The sequence below is a fragment of the Devosia sp. J2-20 genome (assembly GCF_055808475.1).
In genome coordinates, this window is record NZ_CM147870.1 from 2,286,291 (window position 1) to 2,304,893 (window position 18,603).

The 18,603-nt window shown below is 59.3% G+C and carries 17 protein-coding genes, 1 tRNA gene and 1 pseudogene; 6 read left to right on the forward strand and 13 right to left on the reverse strand.

Annotation, left to right across the window (positions count from 1 at the left end; genetic code table 11):
- Positions 1-78: 78 nt before the first annotated feature.
- Positions 79-447: a DNA-directed RNA polymerase subunit omega gene (gene rpoZ / locus AC0L37_RS11235; RefSeq protein ID WP_212658404.1), complete on the reverse strand. Its 369-nt coding sequence runs from the start codon at positions 445-447 to the stop codon at positions 79-81.
- A 228-nt stretch (positions 448-675) separates the two neighbouring features.
- Here rpoZ and AC0L37_RS11240 point away from each other — a divergent pair, with 228 nt between their 5' ends.
- Complete coding sequence (locus AC0L37_RS11240) at positions 676-1,245, forward strand: LabA-like NYN domain-containing protein (RefSeq protein ID WP_212658405.1); 570 nt, start codon at positions 676-678, stop codon at positions 1,243-1,245.
- 24 nt (positions 1,246-1,269) lie between these two features.
- Here the strand turns inward: AC0L37_RS11240 and smpB are convergent, their stop codons facing one another.
- Together smpB and dapA are read right to left on the reverse strand one after the other, a co-directional pair.
- The gene (gene smpB, locus AC0L37_RS11245; RefSeq protein ID WP_212658406.1) at positions 1,270-1,767 is read right to left on the reverse strand and encodes an SsrA-binding protein SmpB; all 498 of its coding nucleotides are present in this window, start codon (positions 1,765-1,767) and stop codon (positions 1,270-1,272) included.
- A 5-nt stretch (positions 1,768-1,772) separates the two neighbouring features.
- On the reverse strand, positions 1,773-2,648 hold the full coding sequence (gene dapA, locus AC0L37_RS11250; protein ID WP_212658407.1) for a 4-hydroxy-tetrahydrodipicolinate synthase: 876 nt from the start codon (positions 2,646-2,648) through the stop codon (positions 1,773-1,775).
- A gap of 273 nt (positions 2,649-2,921) precedes the next feature.
- Here dapA and AC0L37_RS11255 point away from each other — a divergent pair, with 273 nt between their 5' ends.
- Positions 2,922-3,857, forward strand: coding sequence for an alpha/beta fold hydrolase (locus AC0L37_RS11255; RefSeq protein ID WP_282221105.1), 936 nt, complete (start codon positions 2,922-2,924; stop codon positions 3,855-3,857).
- On the opposite strand, the gene AC0L37_RS11260 is transcribed toward AC0L37_RS11255, so the two are convergent.
- The 3 genes from AC0L37_RS11260 to AC0L37_RS11270 form a co-directional block, all read right to left on the reverse strand.
- Positions 3,854-4,279, reverse strand: a complete 426-nt coding sequence (locus AC0L37_RS11260; protein WP_282221104.1) for a hypothetical protein — start codon at positions 4,277-4,279, stop codon at positions 3,854-3,856. The genes AC0L37_RS11255 and AC0L37_RS11260 overlap by 4 nt on opposite strands.
- A gap of 271 nt (positions 4,280-4,550) precedes the next feature.
- Positions 4,551-7,811, reverse strand: a complete 3,261-nt coding sequence (locus AC0L37_RS11265; protein WP_282221103.1) for an OmpA family protein — start codon at positions 7,809-7,811, stop codon at positions 4,551-4,553.
- A gap of 248 nt (positions 7,812-8,059) precedes the next feature.
- On the reverse strand, positions 8,060-9,430 hold the full coding sequence (locus tag AC0L37_RS11270) for a porin family protein (RefSeq protein WP_282221102.1): 1,371 nt from the start codon (positions 9,428-9,430) through the stop codon (positions 8,060-8,062).
- Between the two features lie 438 nt (positions 9,431-9,868).
- Here AC0L37_RS11270 and AC0L37_RS11275 point away from each other — a divergent pair, with 438 nt between their 5' ends.
- Positions 9,869-10,612, forward strand: a complete 744-nt coding sequence (locus AC0L37_RS11275) for an SDR family oxidoreductase (protein ID WP_269369608.1) — start codon at positions 9,869-9,871, stop codon at positions 10,610-10,612.
- 9 nt (positions 10,613-10,621) lie between these two features.
- Here the strand turns inward: AC0L37_RS11275 and AC0L37_RS11280 are convergent, their stop codons facing one another.
- From AC0L37_RS11280 to AC0L37_RS11295, 4 genes are all read right to left on the reverse strand, one after another.
- On the reverse strand, positions 10,622-11,428 hold the full coding sequence (locus AC0L37_RS11280) for a hypothetical protein (RefSeq protein ID WP_282221101.1): 807 nt from the start codon (positions 11,426-11,428) through the stop codon (positions 10,622-10,624).
- A gap of 109 nt (positions 11,429-11,537) precedes the next feature.
- Positions 11,538-12,698 carry an N-acetylglucosamine-6-phosphate deacetylase gene (gene nagA, locus AC0L37_RS11285; RefSeq protein ID WP_282221100.1) on the reverse strand — a complete coding sequence of 387 codons (1,161 nt, stop codon included), beginning with the start codon at positions 12,696-12,698 and terminating at the stop codon, positions 11,538-11,540.
- A complete protein-coding gene (locus tag AC0L37_RS11290) occupies positions 12,695-13,723 on the reverse strand; it encodes an SIS domain-containing protein (protein WP_282222985.1) in 1,029 nt (342 codons plus the stop codon). Before AC0L37_RS11290 ends, nagA begins: the two co-directional genes overlap by 4 nt.
- Positions 13,724-13,725: 2 nt before the next feature.
- A complete protein-coding gene (locus tag AC0L37_RS11295; RefSeq protein ID WP_282221099.1) occupies positions 13,726-14,514 on the reverse strand; it encodes a GntR family transcriptional regulator in 789 nt (262 codons plus the stop codon).
- Between the two features lie 263 nt (positions 14,515-14,777).
- On the opposite strand from AC0L37_RS11295, the gene AC0L37_RS11300 reads away from it, so the two are divergent.
- The 3 genes from AC0L37_RS11300 to AC0L37_RS11310 all read left to right on the forward strand — a co-directional run bounded on the left by AC0L37_RS11300 (position 14,778) and on the right by AC0L37_RS11310 (position 16,774).
- Positions 14,778-15,335, forward strand: coding sequence for an N-acetylmuramic acid 6-phosphate etherase (locus AC0L37_RS11300; RefSeq protein ID WP_282221098.1), 558 nt, complete (start codon positions 14,778-14,780; stop codon positions 15,333-15,335).
- Between the two features lie 17 nt (positions 15,336-15,352).
- Positions 15,353-15,682 (forward strand): N-acetylmuramic acid 6-phosphate etherase family protein, encoded by a 330-nt coding sequence (locus AC0L37_RS11305; protein ID WP_282221097.1) that lies wholly within the window; start codon positions 15,353-15,355, stop codon positions 15,680-15,682.
- A gap of 261 nt (positions 15,683-15,943) precedes the next feature.
- Positions 15,944-16,774, forward strand: coding sequence for a MipA/OmpV family protein (locus AC0L37_RS11310; protein ID WP_282221096.1), 831 nt, complete (start codon positions 15,944-15,946; stop codon positions 16,772-16,774).
- 70 nt (positions 16,775-16,844) lie between these two features.
- Here the strand turns inward: AC0L37_RS11310 and AC0L37_RS11315 are convergent.
- The 3 genes and pseudogenes from AC0L37_RS11315 to AC0L37_RS11325 all read right to left on the reverse strand — a co-directional run bounded on the left by AC0L37_RS11315 (position 16,845) and on the right by AC0L37_RS11325 (position 18,398).
- A tRNA-Ser gene (locus tag AC0L37_RS11315) sits at positions 16,845-16,934 on the reverse strand.
- A gap of 227 nt (positions 16,935-17,161) precedes the next feature.
- Positions 17,162-17,858: pseudogene (locus tag AC0L37_RS11320) on the reverse strand (glutathione S-transferase family protein).
- Positions 17,859-17,957: 99 nt separating this feature from the next.
- Positions 17,958-18,398: a glyoxalase superfamily protein gene (locus AC0L37_RS11325; RefSeq protein WP_282221095.1), complete on the reverse strand. Its 441-nt coding sequence runs from the start codon at positions 18,396-18,398 to the stop codon at positions 17,958-17,960.
- Positions 18,399-18,603: the final 205 nt, after the last annotated feature.

Below are 18,603 nucleotides of genomic sequence, written 5' to 3' on the forward strand. Positions count from 1 at the left end.
CCTGTAACAGAAATGAAAAGAGCGCCCGATGCACATCGGACGCTCTTTTCTTACATGCAGTTTGCGTCAGAACGCAAATCAGTCGTCGCGACGCTCGGGCGGCGCGAGGCTTTCGATGCCACGGAGCAGCTCTTCTTCGCTCATGGTATCGAAGCTCATCGAATCATCGTCGCTGGCGCTTTCGATCTGAGGCGCAGCATGGCTCTCAGGCTCGTCGACCTCGACATATTTCTGAAGCGAGTGGATCAGATCTTCACGCAGATCATCAGGCGAGATGGCGCCGTCGCCGATTTCACGCAGCGCAACAACGGGGTTTTTGTCGTTGTCGCGCGAGACGGTGATCTGGGCCCCCGACGAAATCATGCGCGCACGATGCGCAGCCATGAGAACGAGATCGAAGCGATTGTCGATCTTTTCAATGCAGTCTTCAACGGTGACGCGGGCCACGGACGTCTCCAAAATTTATGGAATGAGCGCTTCCCATACACGAGCCTGTCACAGGACACAAGGATAGCGTGCCCTCCCCTGCCCGCGCTTCACGAAATCGCGCTTAATCTTGCCAGTGCGATAAAAACATGTCACGTCTCGACAATTAAGGCTTTCTGCGGAATTTAAGAGATCTTATAGACCGACTTTCCGTGATCGCGCCGTTGCCAGTTGATTGAGGGTTTTCAGATGAGCATCGATCCAAACGAAAAAATCGTCCTGTTTATCGATGGCGCAAATCTTTATGCGACATCGAAAGCGATTGGCATCGACATCGACTACCGGCGCTTGCTGGCCGAGTTCAAAGCCAAGGCGTTCCTGCTCCGCGCCAATTACTACACCGCGCTGGTTGAAGATCAGGAATATTCCTCAATCCGCCCGCTGATTGACTGGCTTGACTATAACGGCTTCACCGTGGTGACCAAGCCCGCCAAGGAATTTACCGACGCCACAGGCCGCCGCAAGGTCAAAGGCAATATGGATATCGAGTTGTGCGTGGACGCGCTCGAACTGGCCCCACACTACGATCACATGGTGTTGTTCTCTGGCGACGGCGACTTCACCGCTCTGGTTAAGTCGCTGCAGCGCATGGGCAAGCGGGTCACCGTGGTGTCCACACTGACCTCCTCGACCCCAATGATTTCGGACGATCTGCGGCGCCAGGCCGACTTTTTCATCGATGTGGCTGATCTGGCCAAGGCCGTCGGCCGCCCACCGGTAACGCGTCCGGTTCAGGTGCCCATGCCGGCCGACGAGTGATGTCGAAAGCCTGACGCGGCTACACTAGCCGCGCCCGCCTTCTTTCATGATGCGGGATTTGTCGCGATTCCAGTCGCGATTGCGCTCGGTTTCGCGCTTGTCGTAGTTCTTCTTGCCCTTGCCCACGCCAATAAGCAGCTTGGCAAAACCCTGATCGTTGAAGAACAGCTTGAGCGGCACGATGGTGTTGCCGGCGCGCGAGACTTCCTGATCGAGGTGAGCGAGTTGCTTGCGCGAGACAAGCAGCTTTCTGCGGCGCTTTTCTTCGTGATTGAAGCGGTTCGCCTGCAGGTATTCAGGGATATGCGCGTTGATCAACCATAGCTCCCCGCCCTCGGGTGAGGCGTAGGATTCGGTGATCTGAGCCTTGCCCAGACGCAGCGACTTGACCTCGGTGCCGGTCAACACAATGCCGGCCTCCATGGTTTCGCCAATAGCGTAGTCATAGCGCGAACGGCGGTTTTCAGCCACGAGACCGTGGCTGATCACACCGTTTTTCGATTTATCGTTCTTTGGAGCCATAGGCTTTAGATAAGACCTGCATGGGCCATTGCAAAGTCCATGGCCTCCTGGGTGGACTTTGAAATGGGTACGAGTGGCAGGCGCATTTCGTTTGCGCACAGGTTCAGCCGGTTGGCGACGTACTTGGCGGGCGCCGGATTTGGCTCCATGAACAGATCCCGGTGCAGGTAGACGAGCTTGTCATGGATCGCCAGTGCATCGGGGAAATTACCCGCGAGCGACAATTCCTGCATCTGCGAACTCATGCGGGGCGCCACGTTGGCGGTCACCGAGATACAACCATTGCCGCCATAGGCGTTGAAGGCGAGCGAGGTCATGTCATCGCCAGAGAGCAGGATAAAGTCCTTGCCCAACTTGGCGCGCTGCATGCTGGTGCGTTCAAGATTACCGGTCGCATCCTTGACGCCGATAATGTTGGGATGAGCCTCGTGCAGACGGGCAATGGTATCGACGGTCAGGTCAACAATCGTGCGACCGGGTACGCTGTACAGGATAATTGGAATCCCTACCGCACTGGCCACAGCCGAAAAGTGCTGAAACAGGCCTTCCTGATTGGGCTTGTTGTAGTAAGGCACAACGGAAAGCACGGCGTCCGCACCGGTCGCCTCTGCGAACTTGGCCAAGGAGACGGCTTCGGCGGTTGCGTTGGAGCCGGCGCCAGCAAGAACAGGCACACGCTTATTGGCAACTTCAACGCAGATTTCGACAACGCGACGATGCTCTTCATGGCTGACGGTCGGGCTCTCACCGGTCGTGCCAACTGGCACCAAGCCGTGACTGCCCTGCTCGATCTGCCATTCGACAAAGCTGGCGAAGGCTTTCTCATCGACAATCCCATTACGCATGGGAGTGATGAGCGCCGGTATCGATCCTCGCAGCATTTGTCGAAATTTCCTTGGTTTAGAGTGCTACGGCAGTGCCGCAGCAGATGGTTTGAACCGGCAATGCTGCCGATTTTTTGACGCTGCACCATAGTTTTTATCAAATCACACCACAACGCCTAGTTGTGGCCCAGATGACGGCAAAATGACATCCGATGCGATTGCCGTCGGCGTTCCGCTGCGAAAACCGGTGTGAACGAGCGCGTTTGACTAAAATTGCTTGAGACCGCTCCCCCGCTGCCGCTAGATGGGGACACTCGAAAGTTGCCCCATATGCCCCGCCCCAGAAGCATTCCTGACAATCACCCAGCCTTTGCGGACCTGCCAATCATCCATGTCTCCGTGGCTGGCGGTGTGCGGGCAGCGGTGCATGTGCGCGGCGAGCTTTCAAGCCGAAGCCTGCCGATCGCTTGCATTCCGGGCTATCAGCGCAATATGAGCGATTTCACCGCGTTCGCCGACGATTTCGGCCGCCTCGGCAATGCAGCGCCAGTGGTGCTGCTGGACCTGCCAGGGCGCGGACGAGCCGATAACCGCCAGCACGCTGAGGACTACAGTTCGCTGGTCGATGCGCGCGACGTGGCTGCAGTCCTGGCGGCGCTGGGAATTGAACGCGCGGTGATCCTTGGACAGGGGCAAGGCGGACAGGTGGCCATGGCACTGGCCACGGCTCATCCGCTGCTGGTGGCGGGCACGATATTGCTGGATTCCGGCCCCGTTACGGATTCGCGGGGCATAGTGCGGTTGCGCAGCAATCTTGAACATATCGAAGCCCTGCGCGGCGCCAAGTCGGTAGCGGCAGGATTTCGACGCGTTCTGGGCGGCGACTATCCAGGCCTGCCGGTCGAGCAGCTCGATAAGCTAATCGGGCGGAGCCACTATCTCGACAAACGCGGACGCGCCCAACCCCTTTATGACAAGCGCCTGATGGATGCACTGGCCGACATCAACTTCGACGATGTGCTGACTGCGCAGTGGCCACTTTTCGACGCGCTTGGTTGCGCCTCCCTGATGCTGCTGCGTACCCAGTTGACCGACCAGTTGCGTCGCGAAACTTTTGACGAGATGGTGCGACGGCGCCCAGACGCTGTTGCGCTGACCATTTCGGGCCAAGGCTCTCCTGCCCTATTCGACCAACGCGAAGAAATTGAAGCGGTCGCCAAATTCGTCGCCAAAGTTGGCGCTGTACTGAAGGCGCGTGCGGCCTAGGCACTGGCCCGTGTTTCGGAAATGAATTCGGCGGCCTGCTCAACCCAGCGTTCGCGCGCAATGCGTCCGCGCAGGACCAGCTTCTTGTCGATCCAGTTGGTGTTGGTCTTGGACCAGGCAGCAATCTGATCGAAGTGATAAACGCCCAACTCGTTGAGCGACGCCTCGATCTTTGGCCCAATACCCTTGATAAGCTTCAGATTATCGGCACCGCCGGGACGCGGGACCTTGATCGACGCTGGCTTGGGTCCCGTCCGCCTGGCAGCGGTCTTCTGCGCGGCCTTGTTTGGCTTGCGTGTGGCGATAATGGCAGGGGGCGCTGGTTCATTGGAGGCAGCCCGCGCCAGACGCGCCGCCGAGGACATGACCCGTTTGGGCGCTGCATCGGCTGCCCGCGCGGCAGCGATGGCTTCGGGTGTCACTATGCGGGTTCCTCGGCCAGCATGAAGAACCCAACGGACGCTATACCCGAGGACGCAGCCGAACAGATAGGCGGCGAGAAACAGAAGCGTGGTTTCCAGGACATGGGTAAGGTTTGTCATGGCCGGCTGGTCACGACTTGGGCGCAGTGAAACTGCGCCATCCCACCACCGTACCGATAATGGCCACGACAGTCAGATAGGGCCAATAGTATCCGAGCAAAAAAACCACTGAATCCCAGCTCATCGCCCATCACCGCTATGGTGTGCCCGCTCAGAAGTGCTCATCGCTCACCGTCACCACGATGCGTCGGTTGAGGCGCTTGCCTGCGCTGGTGCCGTTATCAGCGATCGGCTTGGTTTCTCCATAACCGAGAGCGTAGAGGCGTTGCGGATCGATGCCCCGCTCGACCAGTGCGGTAACCACAGCCTCTGCCCGTGCCACGGACAGGCCCAGATTGAGGCGGGCGTCGCCATCGGCGTCGGTGTGGCCTTCAATCCGGATCAGCGCATCCGGACACTCCGCCAGAATGATGACCAGTTCATCGAGCGCAATCTCGGATTCATTGGCGATCAGCGCAGCGCCTGACTGGAACAGAATGGCATTGCGACCGGAGAAATCAGCGATAGGGCCCACACAGGCCGAGATATCGACCTTATCGGCCGCGGGCGTCGCCACAGGTTGGACTGCAGCGACGGGTTCATCAAGCACGGGCTCGGGCGCCGCAATGTCGGCGCTCCATGTCGCGGCCTCGTCTGCAGCAATAGCATCGAGAACGCCATCGCGCTCGGTGGTGTCATCGGCAGCGCCGGTAAGCCGCCAAGTGCCATCAATGAGGTCAAGCTGTCCCGATGTCAGGAGCGACAGCGCGCCAAGGCCAATTTTTGCGCTAGTCAGAAAGCCCTCGGGCGCGCCATCTGCAATGCTGACTTCGGCAGTGTCGCCATCGGTAATGCCTGCAATCCGACTGAGAGCCTCATCGCTCGGCACCTGGCCACTCAGAATGAAGCTGCCGTCTTCGGCGCGGCTGGCAGAAAAGGCATAGTCGGGATCAACTGCAGACACCAATGCTGGCTCCTGGGCAGTGGCTGTCGCCGCGTCAATCTCTGGCTCTATGGGGGCTTCAGGTTCAACCTGTGCAGCAGGTACGACCGGTTCAAGCAAAGTAAGCTGCCAGGCATTGGCGGGTGTTGCTGCACCGGCGAGCGCAGTATCAATTGCTGAGGCGCCCTCGGCATCGAGCAGATTGCCGTCTATACGCCATTGCGCACCATCAAAGCTGACAAAACCATCAGACAGGCGAGACAGACTATCGATAGCCGCCAGGACATCGAGCGGAAAACCATCCGGCGCAGGCGGATCGATGACGGTCAGATCTTTCAGACCCTCCCCTACCCGCATCGCGACAACGCGCTTCAGCTCATCAGCAGGCACCAGACCCTCAACGGTTACAGCACCGTCGGGCGTCTTGGTTGCCGACCAGAGATAAGGTTCGGTCGGACCGGGCTCGGGTGCTTCTACCGCGATAGACCAGCTCGCCACATCAGTTGTGGATTCCAGGGCCGCCAGAGCCGCATCGCGCATTTCAACGGACGTCGCACGACCGGCTAGTGACCAGTTGGCGCCATCGAAACGGGCTTCAGCATCGCCAATGGCCATCACTGCGTCCAGCGCCGCTTCCGCTGAAACAACGAACCCATCAGGCGCACCGCTTGCCACCTGTGTGGTGTCGGCGCTGTTAGGCGCTTTGCTCGAAAACCTTAGCCGTGCATCAGCATCGGGCACATAACCAGTAAGTGTCACGTCAGCCCCGGCGCTGGTCGCGGACCAGGTGTAGGGTTCGGCAACGGGGATTACTGGCACCGGGGCTGCAATAGACATGGACCAGCCAGCACCCGCCAGCTTGCGTGAGACGAAATCGGCTTCAATAGCGGCCTTGTCGATCTCAGACTTTGCCGTGCCGGTAATGGTCCAGCCACTGCCGTCAAACACAACCTCGCCATTCGCCAGCCATTCGAGCAGGAGTATCCCCGTCTCCGCCGACGCCACAAAATTGCGCGGTTCGCCCGAAGCAAATGCCAGATCAGCGCTTACTGAAGAACCTGCAGCTGTCACCAGCGATGACTTCGCGGGCGCATTGGGCACCATGCCGGATAGTGAGAGTTCACCAGCCGCATTCTTGCGAACCGACCATTGATAGTCGGCGGCAACCGGTGCATCAATCTCGGCGCGCGCTAATACGAAGCCCTGCGGCGCGTCCTCCGCGATGGTCTTCATCAGCGCCTGGTAGTCCTCACCTGATCGGGCAACCCCACTCAGACTCAACACATTCTGGCGCAGCGAAAACCGCCCCTCGCTCATGCGTTGCAGGGCCGATAGACCAAAATCCATAGCCGACTGGTAGCGCTCTGGCGCGCCGCGCGCCAACTGAAGCCAGTCTGTTTGAGCGCCGCCAACGCTTTTGAGTTCATCACGGGTCGCCGTGTCGGGGGCGTATCCGTCGAAAATCAGTGCGCCACCGGCCTGAAGTGTAGCGCTGGCCCAGTAGTCGTCGACACGTGGCGGTTCAAGCTCAATGATCGATCCGGCGCCCTGCAATTGCTCCATCACGGCCTGCGCAACTTCAAAAGTCGGTGGCGCGCCCGTCAGCGTGCTTTGACCATCGACGATGCTTGCAGTGCCGTATTCAAGTCGTGAAAGTTGCTCAATAAGCTTTTGAGAAACTTCGGCAAATCCACTTGGCTCACCCGACGCCAATGCCAGGCCAGTGGCAACTGACTTGCCGCCCGTTTCGGCGCTTCGATACCGTTCGACCAGATTTTCGTCGGGTACAAAACCCGAAACCTCTATGCGCCTGCCGTCGGATATAGCGCTCCACTGATAAGGCGACACCAGCGCGGGGGTGATTTCCACTTCACCGAGTGTCACACCAGCAGGCGCACCGGCCCGCAGGGCAATCAGAAGGTCCCGAAAATCGCGTGCTGATTTGGCGCGGCCGCTGACATCGACCTTAAGATCGGAAATCGTGGCCCCGCCTTCCTCGAAAAAGCGCAATTGATCAATGGCGAACTGCGCACCAGCCACCCAGAGCTGACGCTCAGGCATGCCGGAGCGCAATTCAAGCGCCCCCTGCTCAATCTTTGCGCGATTCAGCAGAAGTTGACGGGTCGTTTCATCGGGTACACCGCCGGCTAGTGAAACCGTTCCTCCATCTATCGAAGCCTCGAGCCGATATGGCGAAGCCAGAGGTGCCAGGGTTACATTCGTCTTCACGCTACGAACGCCGGGGATCATGGCGATACGCTGCACGGCTGCGTCGACATAAGCCTGATCGGTCGTGGTGCCCGACAGCGTGACATCGCGCATTGCAATGGAAAGTTCAGCCCAATCAAAACCGGCCCGAGCGGCTGTCGCCGAAGTTTGACCGATGACGTCGCGCTCAATGTCGGGTGAGGTCATTGCCAGGGAAAGCGTTGATCCGGCCAAGACTGTGACAAGTCCCGGCACAACCCATTTGAGGAGGTCCCTAATCATTCCTGTTCCGATGAGATGGCCGCATTTAGGGCAACGCTAGTGCATTTCGCCAAGAGATGAAACGAAAAATGGGCCAGCAAACCCTTGGTTGACAACGACTTTTTGAAAGCCTGCATCAGGACGGCGATATCTCACTGAACATCTACAGAATCAGGAGATCTGCAGAGGGCACCTTGCCTAGAGGGACGCCCGAAAGCAGAAAGGCCCGGCGTGAGCCGGGCCTTTCCGTATCAAAGTACGATCGAAGACTATTCGAACGACTTGGCAGCCTTGAAGGTAACCTTGTAGGCACCGTTCTGCTGGACAGTTGCGCCGAGCGAGGAGGTGAAACCACCGCCTGGAGCCCAAGCCAGTTCTGCCTTACCGTAAACGTCGGAGTAAGCAGCAGCAGTGGTAGCAATCGTGCGCTCGGTACGGCCATAGACGCCGACTTCAGCAGTTGCCTTGATGGTCTCGGTCACGTCAGCAACGATCTGAGCTGCGACCTGGTAGCCAGCGCCCGAACCATTGATGTCCTGGCCGAAGTAACGACCACCGAGATTGAAGGTCACGCCGTCGGTGACGGTTGCACCAACCGAACCACCAAAGCCGTAGCCAGTGGTGCGGTTGCCAGCTGCGTCGGTCAGGCTCAGGACTTCAGCCGAAGCTGCAATCTTGAACATGTCGAACGAACCTTCAGCCGAGATCAGGCCGTTGATGTAGGAAGACTGATCGGTCGTGAAGGTCGAGCCACCAGCAGCGAGAGCTGCACGGAGCTTGAACTGATCAAAGGTACCGGTCATGCCAGCGTGGATTGCGTAGGTATCGCCAGCGTCGGAAACGCCGTCAAGGATGCCACCAACAGCGCCGCTGATGTGCGCAGTGATCGAGTCGCCAGCGTAGTCCAGAACACCAACAACGGTGCCTGCGGCTTCGAGCTTCTCGAGACCGACCTTAGCAGCGAGACCGTTGCCGAGGTTGGTTTCAACCTGGATCACGTGACCGCCAGTTGCGGGGAAGTACTTGATGTACTCATCCGAACCAACAACGCCAGTGTCTTCCTTGGAAGCAGCGAACAGGCCAGTGAAGTTGAATGGAGCGTCGTCGCCCTTGTTGAAGATCGAGCCCTTCTTACCAGCAGAAAGAACGGTCGCATCGCCAACCTGCACGTAACCTTCGTCGATCACGACGTCATAGGTGTCAGCAGTTGGAGCGCCGCCGTTGGTCGTGACAGTCTTGTGCTCATTCTTCAGCTTGATGACGGTGCGAGCAGGACCGAAGTCGCTCGAAGCGGTACCAACAAACTTCAACCAGGACACAACCTTGGAATCCCAGTCGTTGCTGATGCCACCAACGGTGTCAGGAGTGTCGACACCCTTCAGCGAGTAAGCAACAACACCGGCAGTGGTGTACATGGCTGCAACGTCAACGTCAGCACCAGCATAGTTGCCGAAGTTGAATTCATACTCAACGCCGCCGGTGATCTGCAGGCAGTTGGTGTCCGACGAGATCGTCAGGCCCGAAAGGCCCAGGTCGTCACAAACGTCGAGCGAGGTGAGAACGCCGAGATCGGCAGCAAAGCCAGCGGTCGAGAGACCGGCAGCAGCAACAGAACCGAGGATAAGGCTCTTGAGTTTCATAGGTTGACCTCCAAAGTCAGTCATATTTTGGCGCCGGTTGCCCGGCAGGTTTGTCGAAACGCGACCACACTATTCGTGGTGCAGTGTGTTGCCGTCGCGCTGCGACCGACAAACGATCCCATGCATGGATTCGCAAGACCCACTCTACGCATGGCGAAGGCCGACGCAATCACGCAAAGGCCGTTTTGCGGCCGCACAGGGTGGTTGCGATCTGGATGTTGCAGATTCAGCACACACTTGGAAACCAACTGTTAACCGGACTGAACGAAGCGTTAAAATTGCAGGTTTTGCTGGGCTTTGACGCGAGGTGACTGGCGCCAAGTCGCATTTAGGGGCATCAAATGGACCGAGGGCGCGGTCCGCTTATGTGGCGGCAATGTGCGCGGAATCGTCAGCAGACGTGGCGAAACGGTCGGCGCCACCACAATTGGGGGGACCATGAATCAGGACAAGAAGGTAGCCGTTATTACCGGCGGCGGATCTGGCATTGGCAAAGCGGCAGCACTCGGTTTCGCTACAAAGGGCTATGAAGTTGCCATATGTGGACGCCGGCGCGATGCACTTGAGCCAGTGCGCGAGGCAATTGGTGGTTATGCCGGCGCGTGCGATGTCGGCGACCCCGATGCGGTCGCTGCATTTTTCGGCGGCGTGCACGAGCGGTACGGGCGTGTCGACGTGGTGTTCAACAATGCCGGTCGCTTTGCACCAGCCACGTCGTTTGGCGATCTGGACGTGCAGACGTGGCAAGAGATGATCAATACCAATCTCAACGGTGCCTTCTATGTTGCGCGCGAAGCCTTCCGGATCATGCGCGATCAGACACCCCAGGGTGGGCGCATCATCAACAATGGCTCCATCTCAGCGCATGTGCCGCGGCCTGAGGCGGCATCCTATACAACTTCCAAGCATGCGATCACGGGGCTGACCAAGTCGATAGCGCTCGATGGGCGGGCATTCGGCATCGCTTGCGGGCAGATCGACATCGGCAACGCCGCCACCGACATGACCAGCACAATGAATAGCGGATCCTTACAGGCCAACGGCACAATGGCACCCGAGCCGACATTTGATGTTCAGCACGTGGTGGACGCCCTGCTCTATATGTCTGCGCTTCCCCTGAGCGCGAATGTTCAGTTCATGACCGTGATGGCCACCAACATGCCCTATATCGGCCGCGGGTGAGGACAGGGGTCATTGCGCTGCGGCGCTGGAATACCTTGAGACCGCCTCGCGCAGCAATTTGGCCTGGTCTTGCGGTATGCCATCGGGCACGTAGGTCACAGCCAATACGTCGCCACCCGAGAAGTAGTCGTAGAACGCCAGAGCGGATAGGTAACTGCCGTATATGGAGGGGTGGTTGCAGTCGAGGTAGAGTGGGATCTCCGCAGAGTATTTGAGAATGACCTCCCAAACGCGACCGACATTGACCAGGTCGACGCCGGTCTCACGATTGAGTTGCCGGTGCATGGCCTGAATGTTGGCATGCATTTGGCGATATCCGGTGGTGTCAGATCCAGCCGCTTCAGGGCAGTCGGTCGTATACCGCCATGTCACAAACATCGCGGGCGCGGCGCCACCCAGCCTGGCTTCACTGATCAGCTTTCTGGCGGTACCCAGCATCTGCGCTGACAGTGATCGATCATATTGTTCCCCACTCTGAGCCTGAATCACGACGTGGTGCCATTGCTGCGCCAGCAAATCATGCACTTGCGGATTTGCCCAATGATCCGCCAAAGCCCTGCCAGCCGGTGCATGCATCTGGATACGATATTTCTCAGGTGCGTTCGCAGAGTCGGCCATGCTGCGGACCATTGCAGGCATGTCGTTGAAATAGGTACGGCTGTTGCCCACGAACAGAATTTGGCGTTCAGGCCGCGCGTCAAAAAGATCCCCGACGTCCTGTATTGCGCGCATGGCGGGCTTGTTCAGCGAAGGCACAGACACGACGAGGCCGATAAGGATGGCCGTCAGGATACTGATCCGAATAATCTGAAACACTGCCGAGCCCTATCAAGCGCATGCGAGGGAGCGCCAGGACAATAGGGCGGACACGTAAATTGCGTGTGACCTGAACCCTCAAATCCTGCGGCGAGACAGTGTAATCACGTCAGGCGCGGTAAGCTTCGGTGCCTGCGATCCAGGTCGCCTGGACTTTCCTGCTATGGGAAAGATGAACGAAGTTGGCGATCGCCCCAGGGGAAAGATGGCCGTGGTCACCTTCAACGCCCAAGGCCCGTGCTGGATAAAGTGATGCCATACGCAGGGCTTCTTCGAACGGCAAACCGATCCTGGTATGCATGAACTCGACCGCGTCGATCATATCGAGGTCGGCGCCTGCCAATGTACCGTCAGCCAGCCGCAGGGCACCGTTTGCCCGGGTAATAGTGCGGCCATTAAGGGTGAGTTCGGTCAACTCCGTCCCTGTCTGCGACATGGCGTCGGTCACCAAAAAGATATGTCCGGGTCCTGTTTTGGCGCGCAAGGCGAGTTCGATCGCAGCAGGGTGAACGTGAATACCGTCAGCGATCAGGCCCGCATGCGCTCTCGGGGTGCTCAGCAAGGCGCCCACCATGCCAGGTTCGCGATTGCCCAACTGGCTCATCGCATTGAACAGGTGCGTCGCCATGGAGGCGCCGGCTGCGTAAGCGGCGGACGCATCGGCAAAGCTGGCATCTGAATGGCCCAGACTGACGGTAATGCCCGCTCGGGCCAAGGTCGTGATCTGTTGCGGCGTTACCGTCTCTGCAGCGACGGTCAGCAACAGGTTGGGCAAATCGGTTGCTGCGGCAACGAGGCGCGCCAGATCGCTGTCATCCATGGGTCGGATCAAGGCAGGATCATGGGTCCCCTTGCGCGCCAGTGACAGATGCGGTCCCTCAAGGTGCAGACCGAGAAAACCGGGCACTGCTTGCTGCGCCGCAGCATGGCCTGCAGCAATGGCGGCGATGTTGATCGCCACCGTATCGGTAATCAGCGTCGGCAAAAGCGCTGTGGTGCCGAACCGCGCATGAGCCGCGCAGATCGTGCGAATAGCGCCGACAGACGGATCATTGTTGAACAACACGCCACCGCCGCCATTGACCTGGAGGTCAACGAAGCCAGGCACGATGCTGCCGCCGTCGAGGTGGACCCGCTCGGCGCGCGCAGGGACATCGCCGCTTGGGACGATCGCGGACACCATACCAAACTCAATCAGCAGCGCTGCGTCCTTGTGCCAGGCCTGCCCGTCAAAAATGGGCACCCCGGCAATTGCCAGAAGGTCGCTCATACCGTCTCGGTGACCTTGTTGAGCGCTACGGGCAGATCGGGATTGAAGCCGCGATGGCGCGAAAGCGCTTCGACAAAGCCATAGAAAGAGACAATCAACGCCAGCGGATCGGTGATGGGGTGCCCTGTCGCCGCGAACGGCAACGGGCGCGCTTGGCCCGGGCGGTCGCTGGTGAGGAAGGCCAGCGCACCCTGCCCGGCCAGCTTGTGTGTCATGTCAACAACCGAGCCTTCGGCGGCATCGCGCGCGGCAAGCCCCAATACGGGATAGCCCGGGGTAACGATCGCGACAGGACCATGCATCACTTCAGCAGCACTGTAGGATTCGGCCTGGATGTTGCAGGTCTCCTTGAATTTCAGTGCGGCCTCATTGGCGATAGCAAATCCGGGGCCACGGCCCAGGACATAGAGAGCATTGTGTCCGTCGAGCGCCGAAGCCATGCCGGACCAGTCGCAGGAGACGGCCCGCGAGAGCGCCTCGGGCAGCTCGTTGACGGCTGCGTTCAAGGTTGTATCGCCGCTCCAGCGTGCAATCAGCGCCAGGCCGGCTACCACCGACGTCACGAAGGTCTTGGTGGCGGCCACACTCTGTTCGACACCGGCATGCAGATCGATGGTGAAGTCGGAAGCGGCTGCGAGAGGCGAGCCGGCCGTATTGGTGATGGCAATGGAGATGGCGCCCGAGCGGCGCGCCGACTCTGCCATACCCACGATGTCAGGCGATTTGCCAGACTGGGAAATGGCGATGGCAGCACTGTTGGCCAGTTTGAGATCCTTGCCATAGATCGATGCAATCGAGGGACCGATGGAGGCCACCGGGAGGCCCAGCGTCAGTTCAATGGCGTATTTGAGATAGGCCGAAGCGTGGTCGGAAGATCCGCGCGCCACCGTGGCAACCAGCGAAGGGTCGCGTTGGCGCAGGGCAGCAGCAGCTGCATCGAGCACCGGGCCACTCCTGTCGAGGAAGTTGGCGACGACGCCGGGAATTTCCGAGATTTCGCGGCGCATATGGGTCTGATCAGGCATGGTCACGGCTTATTGCCTCCATTGCTGGGGGAATCACCGATCCGCAGTTCGGCAACAAAGTCATAGGTGTCGCCCCGATAAATGGAGCGGGTGAATTCGATGACACGCCCGGAGGCGAGATAGGAGGTGCGCTCAATATTCAGGCCGGCGGAGCCGACCGGCACCTGCAGCAGGTGAGCATTCTCTTCATCAAGATTGGCAGCCCGAATGCGCTGGATGGCACGAATAGGCCGGTTGCCGGTTTTGTCGAGATGCTTGTAGAGCGAATTGCCAATGGCTGTGGGGTCGGGCAGCACCCGCGCCGACAGACTGGCACGCTCGATTGCCAATGGGGTTTCCCCGGTGAGCCGCAGCCGAGAGATTCGCGCCACCTGGTCGCCAGATGACAGCCCCAGAATAATGGTTTCTTCGGGCGATGGCAGGTAGAGCCCCCGTTCCAGCCATTGCGCGTGCACTTCCATGCCACGCCGCGCCATGTCTTCGGTAAACGAGGTCAGCTGGGACAGCGACTGCTCGACGCGCTGGGTTGGCGGCGCAACGAAGGTGCCCGAACCATGACGCTGCACCAGCACACCGTCCTGCACCAATTGCAGCACGGCTTTACGCACGGTGACGCGGGACACGTCGACCTTGGCAGCGAGATCGCGTTCGGAAGGCAAAGCATCGCCGGGATTGATGTCACCGCGATGGATCGCATCCTCAATCCAGCGCTTGAGTTGCAGATAGAGCGGTCCCCCGCTGGGCAGCGCCACCGGACCATCGGCAAAGAAACCGTTCGACAAATCTGTCACTTATCCCCTCACCCGTTGGCGCCTTGCGCGACATTGCATAACACTGATCCCGCGCAACTTTGACTAGTGCAGACCGAGCGCCGCAACAATACCAATAAAATACCATTTTCCAACAGGCAATGCGGAATTGCTGGAAAATTACTGGGACGTCCTGAAGCAATTGGCCTTTCGGCTGCAATTGCGCTGGCAATGGCACTCCCAGCGGGAACGTTATGTGGACAAGTGGTATTTTTTTGGCATTATCACGTCAACTGGAGACTGACATGAGTGCACCGCAAACCGAGATGACGCATGCGAGCGCGAAGGGCTTCGACACCCGCGACGCCAGCGACGCATTATCGATTCTCGCCGCAGCGCAGGTAGCAGCCGCCACCGCGACCCAGGACGCCGTGCACGAGATTGCAGCGGCCGCGAGAATGGCGGCCGACAGTCTGAACGCCGGCGGGCGACTAATCTATGCTGCAGCAGGCAGTTCGGGCCTGATGGCGATGGCCGACGCCGTTGAGTTGCCCGGCACGTTTGGCATTGACCGCGACCGCATCGTTATCCTGTTTGCCGGGGGCATTGACGCCCTGCCCGATATGCCAGGCGGGCCCGAGGATGATGCAGATGCCGCGCGCCAAGGCATTGCGAAGGCAGGAGTCGAAGCCCATGATTGCCTGATCGCCCTGACCGCCAGCGGTTACACCCCTTACCCTATGGCCGCCGCAGAAGCCGCACGTCAGGCCGGGGCGCGCACCATCGGCATTGCCAATAATGCCGGCGCTGCCCTGTTTGACCGTGTCGACATTGCCATATGCCTCAGCACGCCCCCGAAGTGATTGCCGGATCGACCCGGATGGGCGCGGGCACGGCGCAGAAGATTGCACTCAACATGTTCTCGACCATGGTTGCTGTGCATCTGGGTCATGTGCATGACGGCTATATGGTCAATGTGGTCGCGGACAATGCCAAACTGCGCGACCGCGCCCGACGCATTGTGATGGACGTCACCGGGGTGACCGACGCGCAAGCGGCGCACTGGCTTGCGCTCGCAGATGGCGCGGTGAAACCCGCAATCGTGCTCGCGGCCGGCGCTGATGGTATGGAGGCAGCACGCCGATTGCTTGAGTTGCACAACGGCCAACTGCGTCCCGCTCTGAAAACCCTCGGCGCCAAGTTGTCCTGAACGGCCAACTCGCTACCCACCCTGTCTGACCGGACAGTTTAGCGGATTCCACGACACTTCCTGGACTCAGACAGGGATTGATCCGGAACGCGCATGGCGGCGTAACAAGTATCAGAAATCAGTGCATTGTCCGCACAACGCATGCCCCCTACAAATGCACGGGGCGTCACATGCCTGAGCATGCAAGTCTCCCCGGACGGTCGTGCAAAATGTCATTGTCCATGTATTTCGCAGGGCAATCCTACAGCCCGCGGAGTCTCCATGCGCATTCCAGTAAGCCTCGTTGCCAACGCAGCTGTTTTCGCTGTCCTGTCGACTTCAGTCGGTGCCGCGGAATTCGATCGCTATGGCGGCGCTGCGCCGGATCTGGTGGCGGTACAACCCGCTTCAGATTTCGCTTTCGTCCTTGGCGTCGGCATCGGCACAGCGCCGGTCTACGAGGGCGCAGCCGAATATGGTGTGACCTTTAGTCCGATCATCGAGGTCCAGCGGTTTCGTATTCCGGGCCTGATCGATATCGGTGGGGGTGAGGACGTTGGCGGCTTGAGTTTTGCACCGTCCTTTTCGATTGCCAGCAAGCGCGTGAGCGCCGAACACACCGCTTTGGTGGGCCTGAATGACGTTGAGGCGACTTACGCCCTGGGCGCGCGGATCGGCTATGAACTGGTATTGAACGACGTGCTCCGCGGTGAACTCTACGGGGCGGCGCGATATGCTGTTGGCGGCGCAGAGGGGTTCATTGGCGAAGCGGGTGTGGACATCACCGCGAAGCTGACACCGCAGTTGGAAGTTGTCGGCGGCCCGTTGATCAGCTTTGCTTCCGAAAACTACATGGACACCTATTTTGGCGTAACGGCAGGCGAAGCAGCCGCAACCGGAGGACGTCTTGGCGCGTACAACCCGAATGGCGGCGTCAAATCAGTCGGTGTGCAACTGGCCGCTCGCTATGAAATAGTCCCGGACACCTACTTGAGCGCCAAGGGGTCCTATTCCAACTTTGTCGGTGATGCTCTGGCCTCGCCGATCGTTACATCGGGCAGCCAGCATCAATTCACCGCGGGCCTGGGCCTTGCGCGCCGCTTTGCGTTCTAGCAACACGCGGCATTAGCGAGCGCGCCTTGGCCGGCCACGTGCTGCGCTCGTCGTGCAAAAGATGGGTGGATGGCGGAGAGGAAGGGATTCGAACCCTCGAGACAGTTTCCCATCTGCGCCCTTAGCAGGGGCGTGCCTTCGACCACTCGGCCACCTCTCCGGCAGGGGGTGGATAACGGGCGGGGTGGATGAACGCAAGTGGTTTTTGGGGTGAAAGACGGCGCGCTCACAGCTCGCGCTGTTTCCCGGGCCCGATCGCAACGAAACATGAGCCTGTCGCGAGCCAAACGCGGCGGCCGGAGCTGTCAGAATCATTGTCGTTGGCGTTGCCTACCCTTTCAGGTGGGCGGTTGGGCCCGGGGGTCCCGGACCCAAAGGCTGAAACAATCAGCGCTGGTTGAAGAGTACCTTCTGGGCGTCCTTGTCGCTGGCCAGATCAAGCGGGGCTTCCTTGCCGACATTGAGGCCCTTGGCGACAGCTGGACGCGCGTTGAGACGCTCGATCCAGGCCGCAAAGTTCTTCAGTTCAGCCTTGTCGATGCCATAGCGCTCCCAGGACTGGGCCCAGCCAATGCACGCCATATCGGCAATGGAGTACTCGCCGGTGATGAAATCCCTGCCTTCAAGCTGCTTGTCCAGCACGCGGAACAGACGATGGGTTTCATCGCTGTAGCGCTTGATGGCGTAAGGCACTTTTTCAGGTGCATAGACGCTGAAGTGATTGTTCTGGCCAAGCATAGGGCCGAAGCCGCCCATCTGCCAGAACAGCCATTCGTCGACCTTGACCTGCTGGCGCGGATCGGTGGGATAGAACTGGCCGAACTTGGTGCCGAGATATTTCAGAATCGCGCCGGATCTCGAAGATCGAAATGGGCTCGCCGCCCGGCCCCTCTGGGTCAACGATGGCAGGGATCTTGTTGTTTGGCGAAATGGCGAGGAATTCGGGGGTGAACTGCTCGCCCTTGCCGATGTCAATGCGGTGATAGTTGTACGGGACGCCAAGCTCTTCGAGAATGACGTGAACTTTCTGCCCGTTTGGGGTGGGCAGCGAGTAGGCTTCGATGGGCTTGGTCTGGGTGGTCATTGCCGGTCCATTCGTCGTTTTCGTTGGCGCCTGTTGTATCGGCAAATTACGATGAAGGGCAAGGCATGAGCGTTTCGCCCTGCCCCTCATTTGAACACATCATGCTCGCTTGACCACCATTTGTGGATTGCCATTGCCGCGCAGGGCCGATGACACACCATTGCTGTTCACAGTAGAGACCACACGATGGCGATTGTTGGCGAACATGAAGTCCGGCGTGACGTTCACCGGCGCGTCAAACTGGATGGTCAGTGTGAAGTGTTCCATATCGCCGAGCATCTGCACGCCGATCAGCGTGCCCGTGAAGGGCTGATCGAGATATGTGCCGACAACCTTACGGCCGACCTGGAAAGGCACGGCAGTCCGGTTGGGCAGGCTGGCGCTGGCGGTGTTCCAGTCGCGGTAGCCATGGCTGCGGGCAATCTGCTCCAGAGCCGCGCTCTGGCTCAAGGACTCGCCGCTTTGCGCACGGGTTTCGCGCAGCATGCGGGCTTCAGATTTCAGGGTCTGAGTGGATGGGGTATCGAGTGAAAACGTCATAACAGGATCTCTCATTTGCATGAGGCGTCTGTTGCATGGGAGCTCGCATTGCCATGAAGCGCCTCGCAAAGATGAACCTTACGGTCGTTTCTGCTCGGAGACTGGACTTCACCATCGGACTTGCGTCCGGCGAGCGGCAGGTGCCAGCGACCTGCGCCGGATATGATCCCGAGACCGGGTTTTGTCAACTGCATGGCCGGGTTGT